Raw genomic sequence first — 16,567 nt, forward strand, 5'->3', positions numbered from 1 at the left:
ACTTGAAGAAGCCTGTAACCAGTTCCTCCGCGCCTGACCGCGACGCCTTCGAGGCGGATTTCATCTACGGGCCAAGACGGCGCGAGCGCTTCGCCTGGTTCGTCGCGGCAGCAGGCGTGATGGTTGGCGTCACGGGCATGGTCGCGGGCGCGAGCCTCTTTCCGCTGAAGACGACCGAGACCTTCGTGGTCGTGGTCGACAAGGAAACCGGCGAAATGGATCGGGTCGCCGCGGTTCAAGCGCTGACCCTTTCCGAAAGTGACGCCATCATCCAGGCCAATCTCGTGGCCTATGTCGACGACCGCGAAACCTATGACCTGACCGACGGCGAGCAGCGCATCAACTCGGTCCTCGACCGATCGGATGGGGATGCCGCCCGCACGCTGCGCGATCTCTGGTCCTCCACCAATGAGGATTACCCGATCACCGTCTATGGCCGCGACGCCAAGATCGAGGTGGTGATCAAGTCGGTGAACCAGATCGAGCGCGGCGTGGCCCAGGTCCGCTTCACCCGCACGCTCCGCCGCCCCCGCGACACCCGCACTGTCACCCGGTCTTACGTGGCGACCGTCGGTTACGACTTCCAACCCGAAACCCGCCAGCGCCTTCAGGACGTCTGGGCCAACCCCTTGGGCTTCGTGGTGACCTCCTACCGTGTCGACGCCGAGACCCTGGAGAATTGATCCCCATGAAATCCCTGCCCGCGCTGTTCCTGGCGCTTGCCCTTCCTGTTGCCGCACTCGCCGAAGCCACACCGCAAGGCGGGTCGCTCGATATCCGCATCCGCACCGCCGTCTACAACGAAAACCAGGTCTACCGGATCGAAACCGATCTTCGGCATTCGACGACGATACATTTCGGGGCGGGAGAGCGGTTCGAGGCCGTGATTGTCGGCGACACCGAGAGCTTCCAGGTCGATCCGATCCCCGAGCTCGGCAACGTGCTGACCATCAAGCCGCATGTGGCCAATGCCTCGACCAACATGACCGTCATCACCAACCGCCGGACCTATTCCTTCCACTTGCGCGAAGGTTCGATCCCGAACCGCACCGGCATGTTTTTCGAGGTGCGCTTCCGCTACCCCGACGAGGAGCGCCGCGCGGTGGGTGCAACCCAGCCCAAGGGCTTTGAGGCACCGCGCAACTACAACTACCGTGTCTCGGGCGAAGGGGATTTCCGCCCCAGCCATATCTACGACGACGGGCGCTATACGTATTTCGTCTTCCCGGAAAACGCCCGTCAGCCTGCTCTCTTCAAGGCCGACAACCAGGGCCGTGAGCGCACGGTGAACTGGACCCAACAGGGCAACACCGTCCGGGTACTCGGGATGAACACCTACTGGACACTGCGCATCGGCGACGAGGCGATCTGCGCCTGGCGCGACGAAAGCGCCATCTATGTGAGCAACTGACCATGGCCGATCAAACCCCTCCCGACCTGCATGACCGCCTCGACCAATTCAGCCAGCGCGGCAAATCCAAGCGCCGGGGCAACAGCCTCGGGGTCGGCGCGCTCGCCGCCGCCCTCGCCCTTGGCGGGGCCGGGGTCGCGTATTTCCTGGCGACCGGCCTGCAGGAGGGCGACAGCGCGCTCGAGACCTCCGATGTCGAGACCTTCCAGGACCGCCGCCCCGGCACCGGCGGGCGGCTGGAGTTTCCACCCGACGAGACAGAGCAGCGGGTTAACGACGCGCTAATCGCCGTCGAAGAAGCGCTCGATGTGCCTGCGGCCCCTGCCCCTGAGCCGAGCGCCGCGGTGCTGGCCGAGATTGCCAAGCTGCGCGAGGCCCTCGCCGCCAGCCAGGCCGCGCGCAACTCGGAAATCCAGTCCGCCGTTGCGGACCTGCGCGAGGCCTTCGACGAACAGAAGGCGGCGCTTGAAGCACTTATTGCGGAGAAAGAGGCCGAGCTTGCCAACCTGCAGCGCCAGACCGAGACCCGCATCGAAGGGCTGCAGGCCATGCTCGATGCAGAGCGGGCACAGCGCGAAGGGCTTGAGGCCGAGCTCGACCGCGAAGGGCTGATCGCCGATCAGCGCTTGCTCGAAGAACGCCGCCGGCAGGAAGAGGAGCAACGCCAGCGTGAGGCCGAGCGGGTTGCCGAGGAGCTTCTGACCGCGCAGATCAAATCTCCCGCCGTGGTCTACGCCGATGGTCCAAGTGGTGGCCAAAGTGGCGTGACGGTCGCCGATCCGGTGGCGGCGGGCATAGGCGGACCAGTCCTTTCCGGCAATGAGCAGTTCCTGCAGAGTGCGCGGCCGCTCGAGGTGCAGGAGGCCGCCCGCCTCACCCATCCCGAGCGCACCCTGACGCAAGGCTCAGTTATTCAAGCGGCGCTCCAGACCGCCATCAACAGCGATCTGCCGGGCTCCGTGGTCGCGGTCGTCTCCGAGCCGGTTCCGGCGTTTTCCGGGGACCGGATCCTGATCCCCCGAGGCTCCCGCCTTTTTGGTCAATACCGTTCCGGCATCGAGATGCACCAGAAGCGCATCCTGATCCTCTGGACCCGCGTCCTGACCCCAGACGGCACCTCGATGGAAATCGCCGCTGTGGGCGGGGACCAGCTTGGCCGCTCGGGCCTCACCGGTCTCGTCGATACCAAGTTCGCCGAGCGCTTCGGTGGGGCAGCGCTGATTTCCGTGATCGGGGCGGCACCGGCCGTTGCTGCGGAGAGTGCCAATAATGAAACCACAAGCATCGTCCTTGGCGATGTCGGCAGCGACCTTCAGGATGCCGTCGGATCGGTCATTGCCGACCAGGTGTCGATCGCGCCGACGATCTATGTCGATCAGGGCGCCTCAGTCACCGTGCTCGTGGACCGGGATGTGGTGATCTACGGGGGTTCCGGTTCACAATGAAAAAGAAGCATCAGGTTTCGCGTTCGAGCCGCAGGCGAGAGGCAGCGAAACCAGATTCAATATTACCGGAACCACCGAAATGATGGAGCAGGCGTCACCAGCCTCCTACCTCGAACGCTATCTCGACCCGTTCCGCGACCTTCTGCGGCGCGACGACGTGGTCGAGATCGCGATCAATCCGGACGGCAAGGTCTGGCTCGAGGTCGCGGGCGACGCCACCATGCGCCACGAAGGCCAGACCGTAGACCGGACCACCGCGCTCAACATGGCCCAGACCATCGTCGGCGACGCCAAGGCCCGCGTCTCTGAAAAGAACCCGCTCGTCTCCGGCAAGGTGGAATATGCGGGCCGACCCCTCCGGGTCCAGGTCGCCGTGCCGCCCGCCATCGATCGCGGCGCCTCGATCACGATCCGTCTCTTCGCCTCCGGCAGCGTCAGGGACTACGCCCCGACCTATCTCTTCGGCAAGGCCGTCTCGCTCGATGCGCTCCGCGCCGAGAAGATGAAAAACATCGCCAATCTCGCCGAGGAAAACCTCGAGGCTGCGCTGCAGACCCTGGTCGAGGCACGGCTCAACGTCCTGATCAGCGGCGGCACCTCGACCGGCAAGACCACTTTCGCCCGCCACCTGCTGACGCATGTGAGCGAGCACGAGCGGTTGATCACCATCGAGGACGCCTTCGAGCTGTTCCCCGGCCAGCCCAACACCGTCGCCCTCCTGGCCGATCGCGGTGCTGGCTCACAACGCAGCGCCAACGCCCTCCTTCAGGCCTCCCTCCGCATGCGACCCGACCGGATCATCGTCGGCGAGCTGCGCGGCGCCGAGGCCCTGACCTATCTCGAGGCGATCAACACCGGCCATGGTGGGTCTGTCTCCACCATCCACGCCGAAACCGCAGAACTCGCCATCGACCGGCTGGCGATCATGGTGCTGCAGGCGGGGACGCCACTGACCTTCGCCGAGGTGCGGGAGTACATCCGGAAATCCATAGATGTGATCGTGCAGCTCGGGCGAGCCGAAGGGAAGCGGGGGATTACGGAGTTCTATCTGCCAGGCTGACAGCGACTTTCGACGGGATGGGCGGAAAGTGTGAATTCGCTGCACTTGCGAACGAGCCATGCGGCCTTTGGGGAAGCAGTCATTTATTAGCCATAAGTACCGACCGTTCGGGTCGCATCAAAGAGAACCCTCAGCTGGCAGGCAGAACAGCCTCAGGGGAATCACGCAAGAATTGAGGGGACAGTAGTTCCCCCCGCCAAGCTAACCTTCGCAGTTACCGTTCGCGAAGGTCATTGATGGAGAAATTATCGAACGGGTGCCTCCGCGTGAACTCTTCACCGGTATCTGCATTCACAATCACGCGGATTTTGTCGCGCAGTCCTTCAAACATGTTGTGTTGGCGTTGCGGCGGTGAAGCAGCCGGGACGCCCGAGACATACTTGCGGAAAACACCCAGCAAAAAATCGGGAACGCCAACCCCGTAGTAGGATTTATCTACCATTTCGACGGTCGCATACTTCGGACGGCGATTGTTTGTCCGATCCAGTTCCTCCCAGGATCTTCTCACGACCTCCTCAATAGCGTGCTTCGATACCTTGCTATTTTGCTCGAAGCACAAGAAAGCTGCCTTGCTTTCTGCTGCCATCAAACGGCGCTTGATGATTTGGGAAAGCAGCTTTGTGTAATCCGCTTCATAAGTACCACTTTGTTCTCCAAACACAATGTAGCCTTGAAAGGGGAGCTTTTGAAGCGCTCGAAAGTACAATGACTTTAGGTCTTCAGTGGCATGATAAAAGTGCATTCCGTGCCGGGAGATCGCTTCCCGATCCCCATCAGAAAACGGATTGGCAAGGTAATCCTTCAGGATGCGCTCGGTTGTTGTGTTGATGACATCCTGCTGCTGCGTGGCGCTCAGACACAAAGCAAGGTATTTTTTATCGTTCCATTCAAACTCGGTTTCATCGACGAAAAAGCAGAACTGCGCGTCGTGCTGGTTCTTTGGCTCGAAACTTGGGCTGCTGCCGCTTTCTTCAAGAATAGCATACCATTGCACAAGCAAGTCTCTTGCCTTGGTGGGCTCATGAAAGGCGACATACCTGACACTACCATCGAGATGGTTGATGTATCGCTGTATCTCGTCGCCTTCGGTGATGCCCAAGCTTCGGATGTGGTCGTCTAGCCCGAACTTCCTGGCGAAATACAGTTCCTGCCGAAGGTTCCGTTTCATTGATCTGGGAGCATGCGGCGCGCGTGGGTCCGAAATGCTTAGTCCTGTGACGTAATGGTTCTGCCCGCGCTTGCTGACACGCGTTTTGTCCTTGGCCAGTTCGAAGCCATACCTTGCCACGATAACGGATATCGCCTCTGCTTTAGGCAACGTGACATTGGTCGAAAAGCTGATGTCATCGGCGTACCGGCTATAGGTTGAATCACTATTTGTTGCTAACTTGGAGAGGTCGCCATCCATTCCGTGGCAAATTGCATTGGCAATGATCGGGCTGGTTGGCAGCCCTAGCGGCAACTTCCCTTCGATCGTCAGGAAGCTAGTCAGCTGGGTTGCAACCTCAGAATTGACTCCCAAATCCACAAACAATTTTTCGACACGCGCTTTGTCAATGGACGGAAAGAAGTCTTTGATATCAGCCTTCAGCAGGAGCGTTGCCCCGACATGCCGCCCGGCATTGTCACGGATGTTCCGGCCTCGAACGTAGCCGAAACATTGAGGATGCGGAAATCCCGTAATGGCAGTCTCCAGAAACCGCGTAAGTCGCCTTGCCAGCCCTTTGTATGTATTGTTGAGGTAGCGTTCGGCCTCCCAAACGACGCGCTTCCCCCGAGCCGGGTTTCGTTTGGGAATCTCATGGCGTGTGAAAGGATGGTGGTGGTAGATACCGATTTCGCTTTCGGTGTCCTGGCAAAGCGCTTGGTCGTATGCGGCAACGTCAAAGCCGCAGGCCACGTCAAACCATTCCTCTTCAACACCGATATATGTCAGAAGCTGGGCCTTCGTCGAAATGAGTCTAAGATCGTAATCGTGTGCCATGTTGTTCGTCCTGGGTGGAGCAGCCCGACACACGTAGCAAGTGGTCACCTAGTAGGCAGATGCGACTCGCACCTTTAACCTTGTTGTCAAGCTGCTCCATGCGCAATCTAGGTGTTCTGAGTGCCTTTTCATAGGTCCTGACAGATAAACCTGTGCTGACGAGTTCAAGGAGCTTTCGGGCAATGCTCTCCGCCGACCTCCGGCCACCGGAAATGCTGCACAACGCATGAATGGCCGGTCTAGTAAAACTGCATTGCAGCATTGAAGCCACCGGTGAGCGGCAGGAATGGGCCGCCCTCGCACAATCCAAGATCAGTGTTTGAGAAGAAGCTGCGCCTTCTCGAAATTCAGGACCAAGACCTCGCCAAACATCTTCCAGTCTTGCTGCGAGCCTATGCCTCAAACCAGAGGCTGTCATCAAATTGAACTATGGGCTGTTTAAGCCTTAGGTTTGCAGCAGCTATTGCTGAGCCGATGATGCGGAGGTTTGATCTTCGGAAAACCGTTGTGTCGAAGTAGGACTGCAGCGAAACAATCTCCGGCCGAGCGTTGGAAAAATAATCTCGCAGCCAGTCGGTGGAGACTTTTTTCCTCAGGTTTTCGGTTGCATGGCGGTCGATAAAGTCGTTCCTGGTTTTTGCTTTTGTTGGGACCTCGGGTTTGAGATCCACCTCAGAGGCCAAGTGCCTATAACGCATGCTGAAGTAGCTGGCGAAAGTCTGATTGATCACATCCATAGTTGTGCAACCAGTACTCGCCAAGTAGTCTAGCTGGGCCTCAGAGTGTGTTGCGCCCTCCATAAAGGGCTTTGCGAGCTCTGCCATTTCATCACACCAGCCCTCGATTGTGTCGGCCTGCAAAGGAAGTTTCCGGAAGATCAGCAGTAGCGTCAGTGCGTCTATTTGATTGCGAGTCAGACTGTGTGTGACTTTTATTGCATCATCGAGAACAACGGATTTGAAGTCGCTGCCCCGGCAGGCAATGAAGTCCACCAACATATCAAGGGTCAGGTCTACGACATCATCTGCCCCACGCTTGGCATGGAGAAGATGCGTGTCTCTAACTGAGAATTGGGTTCTCGGCTCCTGAAAGCGCTCCAGAAGCTCTGGGCGCCTTTCAAGGCGTCCGAGCAGCGCTTCTGCGTATTCGTTGATCCGTAAAAGCGCAGCTTGTTCCGCAGCACGAGAGAGCGCCCCCATCTCCGATTTCATTGCATCAATGGCGATCTGACGTGCATCCGCAAAGCTGACACCGGTTATGGTGACGTTCCTGGCTTGTATATTAGTGGATCCGTCCCCGCCCTCCTGCTTTTGGTTCAGTCGTTCGTTCATCACGTGTCCTCCGCGCGCGCATGCGCTAGGTTTTGGTCGACGGAAGATTTAATCGCTTGAATGCCCTCAATTAGATGCTGGATTTGGGCGTCACCAGGGGCTTCTGCTTTGCTCAGATGGAGATCGATTTCACCCCTTTGGCGCTCGTCAAACAGGTGTGTATTCGAGCGATACCGCGTGACGATGCGTCGCAGCGCCTCGGCCGACTCCATGAAAGAGGCACGACCAGCTTCGATTTTTCCAGCTTCGCCGGCTTGCACGGCTGCTTGCTGTAGCTTCTCAAAGGCTTCCGCATCCTGCTTGGTTTCAAATTGAAGGTTAGCAAGTTCTGAAACGCGCCCGCCATTGCTTGATCCAACATTTTTGGCTGCAGTTTCAAAATTGAAATCGCCTGCGACTTGAATGTTGGTTGAGCTTTCACCTGCGATCTGTGACTGCGTTTTGTCCTTCCGAGAGACGAGCCACCCAAGAAATGCAAGCGGAACCGCAATGGCAATGCCACTGAACAGCCACTCTTTGTTGGTCTGTATCCACAGCCAGATATCTTCCATCATGCCTATTATTTCACCTTGGAGCCTTGCTCCCTTGACTGCCAGATGCGTTAGTGTTGTCGCCTTATCTTCACCATAGACTCATTACCCGTTCTGGCAAAGCGCGGTGCCCAAGCAATTGACACTTTGAGCAAACTACGAAACCAGCCGTTCAACGCCCCAACCCAAATCGCAGCAAAGGTCCGATCCGCCGACTTCTAACCTCTGTTGTGTATCGGTGCCGCGACGAATGTCTCTTCAGGCGAGCTGCACCGCAGCGATGGCTCCCATCGTCGAACGACGGCTCTGGGCCGGGAGCGACGTCGAGCCAAGGTCGACCAAGGGAAAGACCTCGCCGCACCGCCGCATGACCGCTTCGAGCCCAATGCGTCCCTTAACCGTAGTGCCTATAGACTAGGTCCAACGGATCAGGACGCTGTGCTTCGGCATCGAGCGTCGCACCGAGCCGTTCTGCCAACCTGGAAGATCTTGCATTTTCAGGATCGACGTAGCTCACAAGCGTTTCAATGTGACTGACATCAAGGCTCCATGCTCGCAAGGCGGATGCGGCTTCGAATGCGAAACCGTGTCCTTCGGCAGCCGGGTAAAGCAACCATCCCAGCTCGAACTCCGGGAACAATGGCCCTGAATTAATCCCCACTTGCCCGAGACATTCGCCGCTGGCCGTGTTCTCGATCATGAGCGCACCACACCCGAATAAGTACCATTGGGCGTGATCGGCGCAGAACATTCCCCAAGCCACAGAAGTGGAGAAGGGACCGCCCATATAGATGGAGCGATCTGACGCCATAAGGCGATAGTAGTCATTCCAGTCTTCTCCCCGCATAGGTCGTAGGGTAAGGCGGGGAGTGATCAGCGTTGGGATCGTGGTCATCTGCAAGCCTTTTGCCCCGTTTTTACAGAACCTTCGTAACGGATCAACGACTGCAACGTCCCGCATAGCTGACCTCGGGCGCATCAGATTGCTGCGCTCCTTCGCCAATGTCGGCTTTCGGGAAGCTGCATCGCAGCGTCGATAGCAACGGCCAATGTCCGCAAAGGGCCGTTAGCGTAGACCATATCCGGGCCGAGCGCTTATGATGCGGCAAAACGGAGAACGGCAGAAAAGAGCCCAAACGGCCCATGACGATGCCAGGGGGTGCTGCAGGTGCATTTATCCGCTCCCAGCCCTTTGTGAACGGGATCCCGGCACGGCAACCACCGGGGTCCGCGAACGTCAATGGGGACCGGAGAAATCGCGTTTCCTGACGAACTGCGGCGTTTTCATGGTCTGCAGCCCCCTACGCGGCCCGGGATCGGGCCGGGCCCCGGAGAGGACGGGCCGATCCCGTCAGTCCCGGAAGATAGGGTTGGACCAAGCGCGTTTTCCGGCGCGGTCGACGACCGTGACGCGGATCCACGGGCTGAGGTCGAAGCGCCCGAGGGGCATCGTTGCCCGCGTCATCGACAAACCATGCAATGCCTGCGCGGCGCAGCCGTGGCCCTGTATGATGATTGCCGCCGCGGCGGAACAGTCGACGTGCAGATCCTTTCCTTCGACCCGGATGTCGTGGATCTGCGGCCCGGTGGAGGAATAGAACGCACCGGCCTTCAGGGCCTCCAGCAGCGTTTCGGGGGCGTTTTCCTCAGCCTTCACCATGACCCAGCCGCCGAAATGGTCGGGTTCGGAGAAATGCGCGTCGTCGGTGGCGATCACCGACAGGCGACGGCCTTCGGACAGCAACAGGTCAGCGATGGAGAAGCCGTCGGCGCGGTCACAGCCCACGGCGCAACCGTGGTTGTAGATCTCGACCGCGTGGGCGGCCTTGATGCTGCGGGCATCGGCGAGGGTCATGCCGGACCACTGCGGGTGGGCTATGGCCACGAAGGCCCCCGCGGCGACCGCGCGCGCGGCCAGCTCCGGCCCGCTCTCCTGCCCCTCGACGGGGCGGAAATGCGGGGTATTGGCGGGGGCGAAATCGGCGGGCAGGCCGACGGCCAGGATGTGCCACAACTCGCCGTTCGCCATTGCGCCGGAATGCAGTTCCGCGCCCAAGAGCGTGGTGAAGCGGTTGTCGCGGAACGGCAGCGTATCGGCGATGGGATAGCCGTACTGCCCGATCATGTGGTCGGTCAGGGCGATGAAATCATAGCCTTCCGCCTTGTAGCGGCGGCAGACCTCGGCGGGCTCAAGCACGCCGTCCGACAGGGTCGAATGCGTGTGCAGGTTGCCGCGCCAGAAACGGCCCGGGGCGGTGAAGGCGGACAGCGGATTGGCAAGAAAGGTCATGGGAGCCTCGATTGAACGGTCATTCGGGAAGGACGAGCAGGTCGGAGCCGGAGAACCACAGCTGCGTGTCATGGCCGACGGATGGCATGGTGGCCCCCGCTTGATTGAACATGTCCAGCGCGACCGGCTGTCCCTGCACCTCGACCTTGGCGCGGATGACGGAGCCGAGGAAGTTCACGTCCAGAACGCGGCCCGTCAGTGCTACGTCCTCGGGCGTTCGCGGGGTCAGCGCCAGCGCCTCGGGGCGTAGGGCGACGGTGACGGGGGCTCCGCTGGGCAGCGCGTGCAGCGGCCGGTCCGAGGGATGCATCTGGCCGGCAAAGACCACGCGGGCATCGTCGGCCTTCACCGCCTCGAACGTGTTCAGATGCCCGACGAAACCCGCGACAAAGCGTGTTTCGGGGCGGTTGTAGATCTGCGAGGGCGTGCCGACCTGATCGGCGCGGCCTTGATGCATGACCACGACGCGATCAGAGATCGACAGTGCCTCTTCCTGGTCATGGGTGACAAAGACCGTGGTGATGCCCAGGTCGCGCTGGATGCGGCGGATGTCGTCGCGCAGCGACACGCGGATCTTGGCGTCCAGCGCCGAGAGCGGCTCGTCCAGCAGCAGAAGCTGCGGTTTAGGTGCCAGCGCCCGGGCCAGCGCCACGCGCTGCTGCTGGCCGCCTGACAGCTCGTAGGGATAGCGCCCGCCCAGGTGGTCGAGCTGGATCAGCGCCAGCATCTCCGACACGCGGGCGTCGATCTCGCGCCGGGCCATGCCGTCGATCTTCAGCCCGAAGGCCACGTTGTCGCGCACGGTCATGTTGGGGAACAGCGCGTAGGCCTGGAACACCATGCCGATGCGGCGCTTGTTGGCGGGCAGCGCGGTGACGTCCTGCCCATTGATCCTGATCTGGCCCGAGGTCGGCGTCTCGAACCCGGCGATCATGCGCAGCACGGTGGTCTTGCCACAGCCCGACGGCCCGAGGAAGGAGATGAACTCGCCCTTCTGCACGACAAAGTCGAAGCCCTTGACCACAGTGTTCTGGCCAAAACTCTTAGTGACGGAGGTCAGGGTGAGGAAGCTCATGACTTGGTCTTTCGGAACGCGAGGAGGCCCTGCCCGGGCTTGCGGCTGGCAAAGTAATCCATCAGCACCATGCAGACCCAGGTGAAGGCAAAGGACAGGATGGCCAGCGCGGCGGGCTGGTAGGCATAGTCCTGCCCCATCTGCACGAGGTAGGGGCCAAAGGCAGGGCGGTTCAGCAAAGAGGTGATGACGAATTCACCCAGCGAGATCGAGAAGGTCAGGAAGGCCCCGGACAGGATAGCCGAGCGCACGTTAGGGAAGATCACCGTGGCGATGGTCCGCGCGCGCGAGGCCCCCAGAGACTCGGCGGCCTCCGTCAGGGTGGTGATGTCGATGGCTCCCATGCCGTTGTCCACGGCGCGGTACATGTAGGGCAACGACAGCACGGTATAACCGATCACCAGCAGCAGGTTGGTGCCGGTGTCGGTCATGGTCAGCGGCAGCAGTGAGGAGGTGCCGTAGATCCGGACGTAGCCAAAGACCAGCACCACCGGCGGGATGATGAGCGGCATCAGCGACAGGAACTCGGTCAGCGGGCGCAGGTGCGGCAGTTTCAGCCGCACCCAGTAGGCGGTGGGCACGACCAAAACCGCCCCCAGGGCGATGGCCGCCAACGAGGCCAGCGCGGAGAACCCCAGTACTTCGAGAAAGCGCGTGTCCTGGAACACCCACCGATAGGCGTCCAGCGTGATCTCGCCGCGCTTCATGCGCAGCGAGAAGTTGATCGTGGCGGCCAGCGGCACGAGGAAGAAAAGCGCGCAGGTCAGGGCGATCAGCGCGGCCAGCCAGGGAAATCGGGCTAGGCGGGTCATTTCCGCCACCGTTCCGCGCGGGTGCGCAGGATGAAATAGAGCGTGTTGGAAAACGCCATGATGATGACCATCCCCAGCGCCAGCGCGTAGCCCAGGTGCGGGTTGTACAGCACATTGCCGCGGATCTGCTGGAACAGAACGATCGGCACGACCGGGAAGTTCGCAGAGGTCAGCGCATAGACCGTCGCCAGCGTGGCGAAGGCATTGGCGAACAGGAGCAGGAAGCATCCCAGCGCCGAGGGTGCCAGCACCGGCAGCGCCACCATGCGCCAGTATTGCGCGCCCGACGCGCCCAGCGAGGAGGCCGCCTCGCGCCATTCCTTCCGCAGGCCTTCCATGGCGGGCATCATCATCAGAGTCATCAGCGGTAGCTGGAAATACAGGTAGGTGACGGCAAGGCCCCAGAAGGAGAACAGATTGAACCCCGCCGCGTAGATGTTCAGCCCGAAGGTATCCCGCAGGATCAGCGTCACGAGGCCCAGCCGCCCCAGGGTCGCGATGAAGGCAAAAGCGAGCGGCACGCCCGCGAAATTCGACGCCACGCCCGAAAAGGTCAGGAAGGCGCGTTTGACCCAACCCGGCAGGCCACCCAGTTGCAACGCCCAAGCCAGGAGGCAGCCCATCAGGCCGCCGATCAGCGCCGAGGCAAAGGACAGCCGGATCGACAGCCAGTAGGACGGCCAGATGTCCGCGCGCGTGAGCGCCACGATGTTTTCCAGCGTATACTGCCCCTCGGCGTTCAGGAAGGCCCCGTTCAGCAGGTAGAAGATCGGCAGGATCAGGAACAGCAGGGTAAAGCCGAAATAGGGCACGACGCCCAGCCAGTTCAGGCTGAGGCGCGGCGTGGTCCGGCGGCGGTTCCCGGCAAGGGACAGATCGGCCAAGGCGGCCTCCTCTTGTGCGACGTGTGCGGCAAAGGGTGCGGCGGCATGGCCCGCGGCGGCCAAAGACGAATGGCGGCCCTTCAGCCGCCATCCCGGTTCATGCGGCGGCGCGCGTCACTGCACGCCCATTTCCTTGCCCCAGTTGTCGGCCACGGCCTGCTTGGCCTCCGACTGCTCGGCGAGGCTCGGGAAGATCGCCTTGGCGTAGTTCTCGGCCGGCGGCAGGTTGTCCAGCATCTCCTGCGGGATCACGCCGCGCGCGGTCATGTCGTTGAAGCGGATCGGGTGGCAGTAGCCCTTGAGCCAGCCCAGCTGACCCTCGTCCGAATAGAGGTACTCCATCCAGAGCTTCGCGGCGTTCGGGTGCGGCGCATAAGCGGAGATCGCCTGCACGTAGACGCCGGCAATGACGGCATCCTCGGGGACGATCACTTCGACCGGCGGGTTGCCGGCCAGCTGGTCGCGCATGGCCAACAGGTTGTAGTCCCAGTCGAAGTAGATCGGCGTGGTGCCCTGTGCGATGTTCTGCGCCGAACCGTTCACCGGCACCAGATTGCCGTTTTCCTTCAGGCCCTTGAAGAAGGCGATGCCCTTGTTCAGCGCATCGGCGCCAGCGGTGCCGCCCTCGGCGGTGCCCGCAGCATAGACCGCCATCATCACGGAGTTGCCGGTGCGCGGATCACCCTGCAGCGCCACGGAATTGGCGAACTGCGCGTCCTTCAGGTCGGCGAAGGATTTCGGCGCCTCGGGGAAGATGTCCGAGTTCACGGCAAAGCCCAGAACGCCGTAATAGTCGCCGTACCAGTAGCCGTCCGGGTCCTTTGCATCGTCGGGGATCGAGTCCCAGGTCGAGACCTTGTAGGGCTGGATCAGGCCTTCGTCCTTGGCGGCGGGGCCGAAGGACAGGCCTACGTCGATGACGTCGGGCGCCTGCGGGCCGGTGTTGCCCTTGTTCGCCTTGATGGCTTCCAGCTCGTCGGCGGAACCGGCGTTCGGGTTCAGCTCGTTGACCTCGATGCCGTATTTGGCCTTGAAGCCTGCGATCACGTCGCCATAGGCGCACCAAGAGTGGGGCAGGGCGATGGTGGTCAGCATGCCTTCGGCCTTTGCGGCGTCGATCAGTTCCTGCGAGGGTTCGGCATGGGCGGTGGCAGCACTCAGCGCGGCAGCAGCAACGCTCACCGTCAGCGAGGCCTTGAATTGGTTGGTCATGTCTGTCTCCGAAAAATTTCTCGACACCGGTTCCTGTCGGTGCCGTGTCAGCGCAGGCATTAATCCCGTTGCATGACGAATTGACGGAGGTTCTGTAAAAGTTTTTTTCGACCGCCGCGCCCCCTGCGCGACGGCGGTCTTCACGGAGCTCCCGGCATGCCGAACAGCGCAGCGACGGTCTCCATGTCGCGCTCCACCGGGGCAAAAAGCCTCCTCCGTGCTGGTGGTGTCGTCACCCGCCAGCGTCAGTTGCGCGACGTCGTCGTTGCGCCCCGTCCCGGTACACCAGACGAACCCCAGCCCCATACCGTTCACCACCGCCTCGTAGAGGCCTTCGCGCGGGATCGTCAAGTCGTTGCCCGGGATCGAAAGTGGGGGTGCGCTACCTCCTGTCACGCGGCCATGCTTTTCGCACAGTCGTTTCAGCGCTCGAACGCGGCGGCGAGGCTCTGACGGTATCTGGAGACGGTCATCTTTTGGCGACGAGGGCGGAACAGGTTGGCGGTTTCATCTTGGGCGCAAAGGAACCTTTGCGCCTGCCTTGCCGATTTGGATCGGCCCAGGATTTTCTCGCGCTTTCGCGTGGGTCTGTGCGACCCCTCAATACGATTGTTCAGTCCCTTGTACGCCCGGTGATCCACGTTCAGCCCGAGCCGCCGCAGGGCCGCGCCGCAGCTGCGCAGTTTGTCCGTCACGATGATGCGGGGCTCACCCCAGCGGGCGATCAGCCGTGAAATGAAACGCTTCGCCGCCCGCGCATTGCGGCGCGTTTGCACGAGGATCTCGAGAACTTTGCCGTTGCGATCCACCGCGCCACAGCCAGTGTCGCACGCCGTTGATCATGATCACCACCTCGTCCAGGCGCCATGTGTCAGTGGGCGCATAGCGCGGACCCGTTTCGCGATATGCGGCCCGAATTTCTCCACCCATGCTAAGCGAGAAGCGATAATACGCCAAGACCGCGTAGGAAATGATGGAGCGGGGAAAGCGGTGGCCTTTCAGGCGCGGTGCGGAAATCTGACGGATCATCGCACGGAGCTACAAAACTGCACTGCGAAGGGGGTAGTGGGTCACTTTGAAATTAGAAAGCGACCCCTCGCGCGAAGGGCAATAACTTGACGACCCCTTTGAGCCCATTTTCTAAAATGCTTCGCAACGCACGAATGGCGGCTTTTGGGATTACCTGGTTTCATGGCCGCGCTGAAATCTCTTGATCCAAAGTCACAAAACTCTTCCGCTCAAGGTCCATCGCACATCGCCACCGTGTCCGCAGCGCCCTCGCATTTTCCGGTATCCGTTGTTTCAATGGTTCCGCCGAAATCATGCGCTCGGTGCGAAAGTAACGAAACCCACCGCGAAACTCGCACCACGCGGCCAGAATGCGACCCTCATCCCGATAGCCCAGTAGGATCGGCCAAACCACACGACTGGTCTGCGTGCTATTTCCGTCCCGATAAATCAGTGCCAGCTTTCTATGGGCACGGATGGTATTGCGCAGCAGTGCGGCATCCACTGTTTCTGAAGTCGGGGTGACCGGGGCGATGCTGGTCGCGGGTTCCAATACATGTCCGCGCAATCGTTCCGGCACCACCACCTCGATCTTAGCCAGCAGGTTCAGCGCGGCTTCGGCTAAGTCTGGCTCACCCCGACTGGCAACCCAATGCGCCCCCAAAACAGCGGCATCTAACTCGTCCGAGGTCAGCATCAACGGCGGCATGTCAAAGCCTTTTTCAAGAACATATCCGATACCAGCTTCACCACGGATCGGGACATCTTGCGCCATCAAGGCCGCGACATCACGATATACCGAGCGTTTCGACGACCCCAGTTCCTTCGCGATCTTCTCAGCAGAGACCGGCCCCCCCACGCGTCGCAGCAGTTGAACAATTTCAAACAGGCGCTCTGCCTTACGCATGATCATACCCTTTAGCCTGATGCTGCCACTATGCTGTCAGCATGCCATATTTATCGCGCTCAGAAAACATGACAGGAGAGTGTTTGAAAAAAGGAAGTGAGACTGTCATGATTAAAGGAAGCTGTTGCTGCCAAGCCGTTCAATTTGAGCTGGCGAACCCACCTTCATTTGTAGGAACTTGCCACTGTTCGCGGTGTCGAAAAGTTGGCGCAAGCACGATTGCATTTGTCAAACGCGAAGACGTGAAATGGATCTCAGGCAAAGACTGCGTGCAGGTTTTCGAGCCGGTTGCACCCTACATCTACCAGCGCTGCTTCTGCAAAATCTGTGGCACGTCCTTGGGTGAGATTTTGTCGACTGAAGACAGCTTCCCAATTGCTGTGAACACTCTGGATGGCGATCTGGGCCTTGTGAACCAATCCCACGAATTCGTTGGTGAAAAACCCTCATGGTATGAAATCTGCGATGATGCACCTCAGAATGTCGGACATCCTGAGTAGGTATTTGCGGACACTCAGGCCATTGTTATGAATGCCTGCTTTGTCCGCATAGCCGACCTCGGGCGTATCAGATTGCTGCGCTCCTTCGCCAATGTCGGCTTTCGGGAAGCTGCATCGC

15 protein-coding genes and 1 pseudogene are annotated in these 16,567 nt (G+C 60.5%); 5 read left to right on the forward strand and 11 right to left on the reverse strand.

The genetic code is table 11. The annotated features are described in order from the left end of the window. Positions 1-2: 2 nt before the first annotated feature. The 4 genes from MHM88_RS20265 (at position 3) to virB11 (ending at position 3,916) form a co-directional block, all read left to right on the forward strand. Positions 3-683: a virB8 family protein gene (locus tag MHM88_RS20265; protein WP_239368568.1), complete on the forward strand. Its 681-nt coding sequence runs from the start codon at positions 3-5 to the stop codon at positions 681-683. Positions 684-688: 5 nt separating this feature from the next. Further along, a complete protein-coding gene (locus MHM88_RS20270) occupies positions 689-1,411 on the forward strand; it encodes a TrbG/VirB9 family P-type conjugative transfer protein (protein ID WP_239368570.1) in 723 nt (240 codons plus the stop codon). A 2-nt stretch (positions 1,412-1,413) separates the two neighbouring features. After that, complete coding sequence (locus MHM88_RS20275; protein ID WP_239368572.1) at positions 1,414-2,856, forward strand: TrbI/VirB10 family protein; 1,443 nt, start codon at positions 1,414-1,416, stop codon at positions 2,854-2,856. A gap of 82 nt (positions 2,857-2,938) precedes the next feature. After that, positions 2,939-3,916, forward strand: a complete 978-nt coding sequence (gene virB11, locus MHM88_RS20280; RefSeq protein ID WP_239368617.1) for a P-type DNA transfer ATPase VirB11 — start codon at positions 2,939-2,941, stop codon at positions 3,914-3,916. 214 nt (positions 3,917-4,130) lie between these two features. On the opposite strand, the gene MHM88_RS20285 is transcribed toward virB11, so the two are convergent. The 11 genes and pseudogenes from MHM88_RS20285 to MHM88_RS20335 form a co-directional block, all read right to left on the reverse strand. Continuing rightward, positions 4,131-5,900, reverse strand: coding sequence for a reverse transcriptase family protein (locus MHM88_RS20285; protein WP_239368574.1), 1,770 nt, complete (start codon positions 5,898-5,900; stop codon positions 4,131-4,133). 392 nt (positions 5,901-6,292) lie between these two features. After that, positions 6,293-7,231, reverse strand: coding sequence for an LPO_1073/Vpar_1526 family protein (locus MHM88_RS20290; protein ID WP_239368576.1), 939 nt, complete (start codon positions 7,229-7,231; stop codon positions 6,293-6,295). After that, positions 7,231-7,785, reverse strand: a complete 555-nt coding sequence (locus tag MHM88_RS20295) for a hypothetical protein (protein ID WP_239368578.1) — start codon at positions 7,783-7,785, stop codon at positions 7,231-7,233. Before MHM88_RS20295 ends, MHM88_RS20290 begins: the two co-directional genes overlap by 1 nt. A gap of 370 nt (positions 7,786-8,155) precedes the next feature. Further along, complete coding sequence (locus MHM88_RS20300; RefSeq protein WP_239368580.1) at positions 8,156-8,656, reverse strand: GNAT family N-acetyltransferase; 501 nt, start codon at positions 8,654-8,656, stop codon at positions 8,156-8,158. 456 nt (positions 8,657-9,112) lie between these two features. Then, the gene (locus MHM88_RS20305; RefSeq protein ID WP_239368582.1) at positions 9,113-10,051 is read right to left on the reverse strand and encodes a PHP domain-containing protein; all 939 of its coding nucleotides are present in this window, start codon (positions 10,049-10,051) and stop codon (positions 9,113-9,115) included. A 19-nt stretch (positions 10,052-10,070) separates the two neighbouring features. Then, positions 10,071-11,126 (reverse strand): ABC transporter ATP-binding protein, encoded by a 1,056-nt coding sequence (locus tag MHM88_RS20310; RefSeq protein WP_239368584.1) that lies wholly within the window; start codon positions 11,124-11,126, stop codon positions 10,071-10,073. Then, positions 11,123-11,938 carry an ABC transporter permease gene (locus MHM88_RS20315; RefSeq protein WP_239368586.1) on the reverse strand — a complete coding sequence of 272 codons (816 nt, stop codon included), beginning with the start codon at positions 11,936-11,938 and terminating at the stop codon, positions 11,123-11,125. The genes MHM88_RS20310 and MHM88_RS20315 overlap by 4 nt, the downstream gene beginning before the upstream one ends. Next, a complete protein-coding gene (locus tag MHM88_RS20320) occupies positions 11,935-12,822 on the reverse strand; it encodes an ABC transporter permease subunit (protein WP_239368588.1) in 888 nt (295 codons plus the stop codon). Before MHM88_RS20320 ends, MHM88_RS20315 begins: the two co-directional genes overlap by 4 nt. A gap of 114 nt (positions 12,823-12,936) precedes the next feature. Then, positions 12,937-14,034 (reverse strand): ABC transporter substrate-binding protein, encoded by a 1,098-nt coding sequence (locus MHM88_RS20325; protein ID WP_239368590.1) that lies wholly within the window; start codon positions 14,032-14,034, stop codon positions 12,937-12,939. Between the two features lie 422 nt (positions 14,035-14,456). Then, positions 14,457-15,063, reverse strand: a pseudogene (locus MHM88_RS20330) (IS6 family transposase). A 160-nt stretch (positions 15,064-15,223) separates the two neighbouring features. Continuing rightward, entirely contained in the window at positions 15,224-15,949 is a 726-nt protein-coding gene (locus MHM88_RS20335; protein WP_239368592.1) for a YafY family protein, read from the reverse strand. A gap of 83 nt (positions 15,950-16,032) precedes the next feature. On the opposite strand from MHM88_RS20335, the gene MHM88_RS20340 reads away from it, so the two are divergent. Then, positions 16,033-16,449, forward strand: a complete 417-nt coding sequence (locus MHM88_RS20340) for a GFA family protein (RefSeq protein WP_239368594.1) — start codon at positions 16,033-16,035, stop codon at positions 16,447-16,449. Positions 16,450-16,567: the final 118 nt, after the last annotated feature.

Source organism: Epibacterium sp. MM17-32, from assembly GCF_022348205.1.
In the GTDB taxonomy this organism is placed as follows: Bacteria; Pseudomonadota; Alphaproteobacteria; order Rhodobacterales; family Rhodobacteraceae; genus Epibacterium.